Annotated in this window: 7 protein-coding genes; 3 read left to right on the forward strand and 4 right to left on the reverse strand. The window is 72.6% G+C overall.

Annotated elements, in window-relative coordinates:
- Window positions 1–4: 4 nt before the first annotated feature.
- Window positions 5–3,679 (reverse strand): trifunctional transcriptional regulator/proline dehydrogenase/L-glutamate gamma-semialdehyde dehydrogenase, encoded by a 3,675-nt coding sequence (putA, locus tag GXW76_RS18075; RefSeq protein WP_246514486.1) that lies wholly within the window; start codon window positions 3,677–3,679, stop codon window positions 5–7.
- A gap of 161 nt (window positions 3,680–3,840) precedes the next feature.
- Between putA and GXW76_RS25760 the strand changes: the two genes are divergently transcribed.
- The 3 genes from GXW76_RS25760 to GXW76_RS18090 all read left to right on the forward strand — a co-directional run bounded on the left by GXW76_RS25760 (window position 3,841) and on the right by GXW76_RS18090 (window position 5,170).
- On the forward strand, window positions 3,841–4,176 hold the full coding sequence (locus GXW76_RS25760) for an Lrp/AsnC family transcriptional regulator (RefSeq protein WP_246514487.1): 336 nt from the start codon (window positions 3,841–3,843) through the stop codon (window positions 4,174–4,176).
- Between the two features lie 94 nt (window positions 4,177–4,270).
- The gene (locus GXW76_RS18085) at window positions 4,271–4,549 is read left to right on the forward strand and encodes a PepSY domain-containing protein (RefSeq protein WP_211863498.1); all 279 of its coding nucleotides are present in this window, start codon (window positions 4,271–4,273) and stop codon (window positions 4,547–4,549) included.
- A gap of 15 nt (window positions 4,550–4,564) precedes the next feature.
- Window positions 4,565–5,170, forward strand: a complete 606-nt coding sequence (locus tag GXW76_RS18090; RefSeq protein ID WP_246514488.1) for a cytochrome b/b6 domain-containing protein — start codon at window positions 4,565–4,567, stop codon at window positions 5,168–5,170.
- A gap of 252 nt (window positions 5,171–5,422) precedes the next feature.
- Here the strand turns inward: GXW76_RS18090 and GXW76_RS26175 are convergent, their stop codons facing one another.
- The 3 genes from GXW76_RS26175 to GXW76_RS18105 all read right to left on the reverse strand — a co-directional run.
- Entirely contained in the window at window positions 5,423–6,844 is a 1,422-nt protein-coding gene (locus GXW76_RS26175; RefSeq protein ID WP_211863499.1) for a sensor histidine kinase, read from the reverse strand.
- Window positions 6,841–7,512 carry a response regulator transcription factor gene (locus GXW76_RS18100; RefSeq protein WP_211863500.1) on the reverse strand — a complete coding sequence of 224 codons (672 nt, stop codon included), beginning with the start codon at window positions 7,510–7,512 and terminating at the stop codon, window positions 6,841–6,843. Before GXW76_RS18100 ends, GXW76_RS26175 begins: the two co-directional genes overlap by 4 nt.
- A gap of 3 nt (window positions 7,513–7,515) precedes the next feature.
- Window positions 7,516–7,789: PepSY domain-containing protein (locus tag GXW76_RS18105; protein ID WP_246514489.1), on the reverse strand; the 274-nt coding region annotated here is incomplete at its 5' end.

The following is a 7,789-nucleotide window of genomic DNA, read 5'->3' on the forward strand; positions in this document are numbered from 1 at the left end:
TTCCTCAGAGGCTCATCAGGGACGCATTGCCGCCGGCGGCGGCGGTGTTGATGCTGGTGCTACGCTCGGCCACGAGCATGTCGGGCGGATAGATCTGTCCTGCTGCGACCTCCTGCGGCGACAGGGCGAGCACCGGGCGGATCGGCCCATCCGCTGCGGCGACGGCCTGGAGCAGCGCGCGCAGCGCCTCCGGGCCGCCTTCGAACAGGATGGCATCGAAGGCCCCCGGCTTCGTGTTCGCCGCCACGACGACGTGCGCTGCGAGGGCTGGGGGCATGCCGTCGAGTGCGTCCAGCACGGCCGCGGGGGCCTGCACGCGCACGGCATTGCCGGTCGCCAGGCAGGCCGTGACCTGCAACAGCAGGCCGTCCCGCGTCTCGGCATGGCAAAGCACGATGCCGCGCGGGTGCAGGCTGTATCGGTTCGCCTCGCCGACCGGACCCGGCAACTCGATGTCGAGGCCGGCACGCGATGCTGAGACCTGGCGCCCGGCGGCCTCCGCCATGCCGGGATGCCGGGCACGCAGCCAGTCGAGATAGGCCGCGGCTGCCGGGACCGGCATCGTGGCCGGCAGCGGCGGCGCGGCGGGGCAGGCCGCGAGCAGCCGCCGCAGATACAGCGGCCCGCCCGCCTTCGGCCCGGTGCCCGACAGGCCATGCCCGCCGAAGGGCTGCACCCCCACCACCGCGCCGATCATGTTGCGGTTGACGTAGAGATTGCCCGCCACCGCCCGCGCCGTGACGTGCGCGACGGTCGCATCGATGCGCGAATGCACGCCGAAGGTCAGGCCGTAGCCGGTGGCCTCGATGTCGCGCAGCAGCGAGTCGAGTCCCTCGCGCCGGAAGCGCAGCACGTGCAGGACGGGGCCGAAGACCTCCCGCGCCAGCTCCACCAGGCCGTCGATCTCAATCAGCGTCGGCGCGACGAAGGTGCCCTGCGCGCAGACCTCCGGCAGCGGGATCGCGTGGACCCGGCGCCCCTTCGCGCGCATCGCCGCGATGTGGGCGAGGATGCCCTCGCGCGCTTCCGCCGTGATCACCGGCCCCACATCGGTCGCCAGCCGGTCCGTGTTGCCCAGCGCGAGGTCCGCCATGGCGCCGCGCAGCATCGCCAGCACGCGATCGGCGATCTCCTCCTGCAGGCACAACACGCGCAGCGCCGAACAACGCTGCCCCGCACTGTCGAAGGCGGAGGCCAGCACATCCGCCACCACCTGCTCGGGCAATGCGGAGGAATCCACCACCAGCGCGTTCTGCCCGCCGGTCTCGGCGATCAGCGGCACGGGCGTGCCGTCCGGGTTCAGCCGCTGGGCCAGGCTGCGGGCGATCAGCCGCGCCACCTCGGTCGAGCCGGTGAACATCACGCCGCGCACCCGCGCATCGGCCACCAACTGCGCGCCGACGCGCCCGTCGCCAGGCAGCAGTTGCAGCGCGCCGGGCGGCACCCCAGCCTCATGCAGGATGCCGACCGCGAGCGCGGCGATCAGCGGCGTCTCCTCGGCCGGCTTGGCGAGCACGACATTGCCGGCCGCGAGCGCCGCTGCGACCTGCCCGGTGAAGATGGCGAGCGGGAAGTTCCACGGCGAGATGCAGGACACGGGGCCAAGCGGCACCTGCACGGCGGGATCGAAGCCGCGCGCCTGAGCGGCATAGTAGCGGAGGAAATCCACCGCCTCGCGCACTTCGCCGACCGCGTTCGCCAGCGTCTTGCCCGCCTCCCGCACGATCGGGCCGAGCAGCGCCGGCATCCGCGCTTCCAGCATGTCGGCCGCGCGCTCCAGCAGGCCGGCCCGCGCGGCGGGCGGCGTGGCGGCCCAGCCCGGCGCGGCGGCCTCCGCCTGGGCGAGGGCGGTCTCCACCACCTTCGGTGTCGCCTCGATCACCTCGCCCACCACGTCGCGATGGTCGGCGGGGTTGCGTACCGCGCGCGCCTCGCCCACCGCGGCGCCGTCTGCCAGAAGCGGCACGGCTTGCAGTGGCTGCGCAGCGGTGGCGGCCAGCGTCTCCGAGAGCGTCGCGAGCGTCGCCTCGTCGGCGAGGTCCAGCCCTGCCGAGTTCCGCCGCGTCGCGCCGAACAGGTCGCGTGGCAGGGCGATGCGCGGATGCGGCGCGCCGAGGGGCGTGATCGCGCGCGCTTCCGCCACCGGGTCCGCCGCCAGCGCCTCCACCGGCACGGAGGCATCGCCGATCCGGTGCACGAAGGAGGAATTCGCCCCGTTCTCCAGCAACCGCCGCACGAGATACGCCAGCAGCGTCTCATGCGTGCCGACCGGGGCGTAGATGCGGCAGGGCCGGTCCAGCCCGTCCGGCCCGACCACATCCTCGTAGAGCGGTTCGCCCATGCCGTGCAGGCATTGGAATTCGTAGCGGCCGGGATGGAACTCCGGCCCGGCCATGGCGTGGATCGCGGCGAGCGTGCGCGCATTGTGCGTGGCGAATTGCGGGAAGACCGCGTCCGGCGCTTCCAGCAGCCTGCGCGCGCAGGCGAGGTAGGAGACGTCAGTGTGCACCTTGCGTGTGAAGACCGGGAAATCCTCCTGCCCTTCGATCTGCGCGCGCTTGATCTCGCTGTCCCAATAGGCGCCCTTGACCAGGCGCAGCATGATCCGGTGCCCGCTGCGGCGCGCCAGGTCGATGACCCAGTCGAGCACGAAGGGCGCACGCTTGCCGTAGGCCTGGACGACGAAGCCGATGCCGTCCCAGCCCCGCAGCGCCGGCGCCGTGCACAGCGCCTCGAGGATGTCGAGCGAGAGGTCGAGCCGCTCGGATTCCTCCGCGTCGATGTTCAGCCCGATGTCGTGCCGCCGCGCCAGCGTCGCGAGGTGCAGAACGCGCGGCAGCAGTTCCGTCATCGCGCGGTTCCGCTGCGCGCGGGCGTAGCGCGGATGCAGCGCGGACAGCTTGATGCTGATCCCCGGCCCCTCGATGATTCCCCGCCCGGCCGAGGCTGCGCCGATCGCCGCGATCGCATCCTCGTAGGCACTCAGGTAGCGCGCCGCGTCCTCCGCCGTCGCCGCGGCCTCGCCCAGCATGTCGTAGGAGTGGCGGAAGCCGCGCGCCTCCATCTGCCGCGCGCGCGCCAGCGCCTCCCCGATCGTCTGGCCCATGACGAACTGCTCGCCCATCATCCGCATCGCGACGTCCATGCCGCGCCGAATCACCGGTTCCCCGGCGCGGGCGAGCACCCTGCCGAGGGCGGCGCCCAGCCCCGGCTCGTCTTCCGCCGCGACGAGCCGTCCGGTCAGCATCAGCCCCCAGGTCGCCGCATTGACGAAGAGCGAGGGGCTGTGGCCGAGATGCGACCGCCAGTCGCCATGGCCGATCTTGTCGCGGATCAGCGCGTCGCGCGTGGCGGTGTCAGGGATGCGCAGCAGCGCCTCGGCGAGGCACATCAGCGCCACGCCTTCGGCCGAGGAGAGCGAGAATTCCTGCACCAGCGCCTCCACGATGCCGCTACGGCGCTTGCCGCGCAGCGCCGTGACCAGGCGGCGCGCGAGAGCCTCCGCCGCGGCGTCCTGCTCGTGCGACAGCGTCGCCGCGGTGATCAGCGACGGCAGGCATTCCTCCTCTGCCCGGCGCGTGGCCGCGGTGATCGCGGCGCGCAGCGGGGGCTCCTGGCGTGTCTCGCTCACGAAGGCGGCGAAGGGCGCTGGGTGAGGCACGTGGGGGACAGCAGACATTGTCGCTTCCTGATCAGACTGCATTCAGGCCTGCAGGCTAGGAACGGCGTCGCCGGATAGGTATCGCAGAATTGCTAGAAATACCGTGTTATTCGTGGTGTTTTAGCTCAGATATGGTTAATCGTACTGGACCCGGCGCGCACCGACCGGGTGATCCTGGCATGCTCCAGCGCAAGAGGCGGATCACAAGCCTCGAATTGGCAGACCGCAACGGCCTGTCCCCAACCGCCGCCAGCGAAAGGACGCGCCGGCTTGTGAAGGACGGGTTCGGTGCGCGGCTCGACCCGCAGCGCCTCGGCTTCGGCCCGTTGTTTTCGTGGAGGTGCTGCCCGACAGGACCGCGCCCGACGCCTTCGATCTCTTCGCCGCTGCGTCACGCCGGAATCATCCAGCACCTCATCCCCGACCGGAGGCCGCTTGGCGCCGGGGCTGCCACGGCCCGGACGCGTCCCTCGCGACGAAGGATGGCGTCACGCGGCTTCCTGTCGGCTCGCTGACGCCCTGCGTCAGCCGCAGGTCAGCGGCGCTGCCGCATTCCTCGGCGCATCGCCCTGCAACACGCAGCGCGACGCTTCGAAGGACAAGGATCTCATGCGCAAGCTCGCCATCGCCGCCGCCGCACTCGCTTCCGTGGGCGCCTTCGCGGCCGTCGCCCAGGCCGGTAGCCTCGGCCGTCCCTGCACCTCCGCTCCCGAAAGCCAGTGGCTCACGCTCGATGCGCTGCGGGCCCGGGCGGAGGCCGAGGGCTACCGGGTCCAGAGGGCGAAGATCAAGGCCGCCTGCGGCGAGATCTACGCGCTCGACCGCAATGGCGCGCGCGTCGAGCTGTTCCTGGACCCGGCCTCGGGCCGGATCGTCGCGACCCAGTGAAGAGCGGGACGTGACATGACGCTCCGCAGCGATGCGGCCGAAGCCGGCGGCGCGATGCCGCCGGAGACGGCCATCGCCCCCGGCGGCCGGGGCGCCGCGCCGGCAGGCACGGTTCCGGTGTGGGATCCCTTCGTGCGCTTCTTCCACTGGAGCCTGGTCGGCCTTTTCGCCCTCGCCTTCGCGACTGGCGACGAGGTCGAATGGCTGCACCTGGCGGCCGGCTATTCCGTCGCGGCCCTCGTCGCGCTCCGGCTCGTCTGGGGCTTCGTCGGCGCGCGGCACGCCCGCTTCTCCGGCTTCGTCCGCCCGCCGCGGGAAGTGTTGGCCTATCTGCGCGACGCCGCCCGGCTGCGGGCGCCGCGCCATCTCGGGCACAATCCGGCCGGAGGCGCGATGGTCGTCGCCCTGCTCGGGATGCTGGCCGGCCTTACCGCGACCGGCTTCATGATGACGACGGACGCCTTCTGGGGCGCGCAATGGGTGGAGGACCTGCATGAGGGCTTCGCCAACGCGACGCTGCTCCTCATCGGCCTCCATGTGGCCGGCGTCCTCTTCGCCAGCTTCGAGCACGGCGAGAACCTGGTCCGGGCGATGATCACCGGCCGCAAGCGCGCCCGCTGAGGGCCCGCAGGCCGACGGCCCGGGCGATCGCTAGTGTCCTGCCCGTGAAGTTCGCTGGATTTCCAGCGAACGAAGCGGACAAGCAGGCCACTGAAAACAAAGGCTGGTGGCCTGAGAACGAAGTCCGCAGGATTTCGGAATCAGGACACCAGAGCAGATCCCGATCAGGTGGACTCACCTGATCGGGTGAAGATGCTCGCAAGAACAAAGGCCTGGAGCGGTGTTCGTGAGCCGGGGCGAACGGAAACCGCTCTAAGCGGTGCCCGGGCTGCCCCGGCCGCCGGCCAGGCGGATCTCGGCCTTCAACCCCCCGAGGCGCTCGGACCGGCCGAGGCCGAGCGCGCCGCCATAGGCTTCCGCCAGGTCGCCCACGATCGCCAGCCCCAACCCGGTGCCCGGCTTCGTCGTGTCGAGGCGCCCGCCGCGGGCCAGCGCCTCCTCCGTCCGGTCCTCGGCGATGCCCGGGCCGTCATCCTCCACGGCCAGCACGACCACGCCGGGCTTCCCCTCGTCGCAAGCGCCGGCGAGGCGGACGCCCTCCCGCGCCCATTTCGCCGCGTTTTCCGCGAGGTTGCCGAGCATCTCCGCCAGATCCTGGGCATCCGCATGGACGACGAGATCGGCCGGCACCTCCACCGTCCAGGCGAGTTCCTGCCCCCGAGGTGTCCGGCGCAGCACCTCCACCACCTGCCGCGCCACCAGGGCAGGTGCCGCCTGGCGGGGCGCGCCGCCGGCCTGCGCGGCCCGGGCGCGCGCCAGTTCGCGCTCCACATGCCGCCGCATGGCCTCGGTGACGCTCTCGATCTCCTCCGCCGTGCCGTCCTCGCCCCGCCCCCGCAGCCGCGCGGCCTCGGCCGCCAGCGCGGTGAGCGGCGTCTTGAGGCCATGCGCCAGGTCGCCCGCCCGCGCCCGCGCCCGCGCGAGCGCCTCGTCCTGCGCATCGAGGAGGTGATCCAGCTCGGCGGCGAGCGGCCGCACCTCGTCCGGGAATCCCGCCGCGCCGAGCCGCGCCTCCCGCCCCGCGCGGACCGCGCCGAGGCGCCGGCGGAGTTCGCCCAACGGCCGCAGCCCGACCGTCACCTGCACCCAGGCGGCGGCGATCAGGAAGACGGCCAGCACCGCAAGCGATGGCGCCAATTCGGCCGCGAAGGCGCGCCCGGCGGCGCTGATCTCGGCCCGGTCCGTCGCGACCGCAACGCGCAGGCTGCCGCCGCCGAGGCTCGCCGGCAGTGCGACACGCCGCTCCAGTGCAAGGAGCGAAGCGCCACCGGGGCCGGGGATGGTGTGCTGGTGCACCTCTCCGCTCCCCAGCGGATCGGGCGGCAGCCGCAGGATCTCATCCCACAGGGAGCGCGAGCGCAGCACGGCCGCAGCGCCGCCGCCCGGTGGGGGCGGTTCCTCCGCGATCTGCCAGTAGAGTCCGCCGAGAGGTTCCTGGAAACGCGGTTCGGCCGGCAGGCGGGCGAGCTGCAGGGCGCCATCCTGCGCGCGTTCGAGCCCGTCGATCAGTTGCCGCAGATGCGTCTCGAGCTCGAGGGCCACCCGCCGCTCCACGTGCCGCTCGAACAGCAGCACGAGACCGAAGCCGGCCAGCGCCAGCGCGAGCAGGATCGAGGCGCCGCCAGCGGCGAGCAGTCGCAGCCGCAGTGAACCGGTGCCGCCCTGCCGCTTCACGCCGTCGATTGCTCCTCGGGTACGAGATAGCCGAAGCCGCGGCGGGTCTCGATCAGGTCCACGCCGAGCTTGCGCCGCAGGCGGCCCATCAGCACCTCGACCGCATTCGGGTCGCGGTCGTGGTCGTGATCGTAGAGGTGTTCCATCAGCTCGGTCGGCGGCACGACCCGCCCGGCATGGTGCATCAGGTAGCTGAGGCAGCGGTATTCGAGCGGCGAGAGCGCGACCGGCGCGCCCGCCACCGTCACTCGCATCTGTCGCGTGTCCAGCACGACCGGGCCGATCGCGAGCGACGGCGTGGCGCGCCCCGCGGCACGGCGCAGCAGGGCGCGCACGCGCGCCAGCAACTCCTCCATGGCGAAGGGTTTCGGCAGGTAGTCGTCGGCGCCCGCGTCGATCCCCTCCACGCGCTCCGCCCAGGCGCCGCGCGCAGTCAGGATCAGCACCGGGAAGCCGCGATTGCCGGCGCGCCACTTCTTCAGCACGGCGAGGCCATCCATCTTCGGCAGGCCGAGGTCGAGCACGGCGGCGTCATAGTCCTCGGTGTCGCCCCGGAACCAGGCCGCTTCACCGTCGCGGACGTGGTCCACCGCATAGCCTGCGCCCACCAGGGCCGACAGCACCGCGCGGGCGATCCGCGCATCATCCTCGACGAGCAGGATCCGCATGGCTCAGTCCGCCCGGCGCCGCAGGACGCGCGCCGTGGCCGCGTCCACATGGACCTCCACCAGGCGGCCCGCCGGCCCGATCACCTTGAACTCATAGATCCAGCGCCCGTCGTCGCGATCGAAATCCACGCCGACCACCTCGCCGCCGAGTTCCGGGCGCACGCGCGCGAGGACCTCGGCGAGCGGCAGCGCCTCCCCACGCTCCAGCGCCGCGCGGGCGCGGTCGTGATCGTGGTCGCGCCGCGGGCGGGCGAGCGCGGGGCGGGCCGCGAGGATG

Origin of the sequence: Neoroseomonas soli (genome assembly GCF_018129065.1) — a bacterium.
Lineage (GTDB): Bacteria > Pseudomonadota > Alphaproteobacteria > Acetobacterales > Acetobacteraceae > Neoroseomonas > Neoroseomonas soli.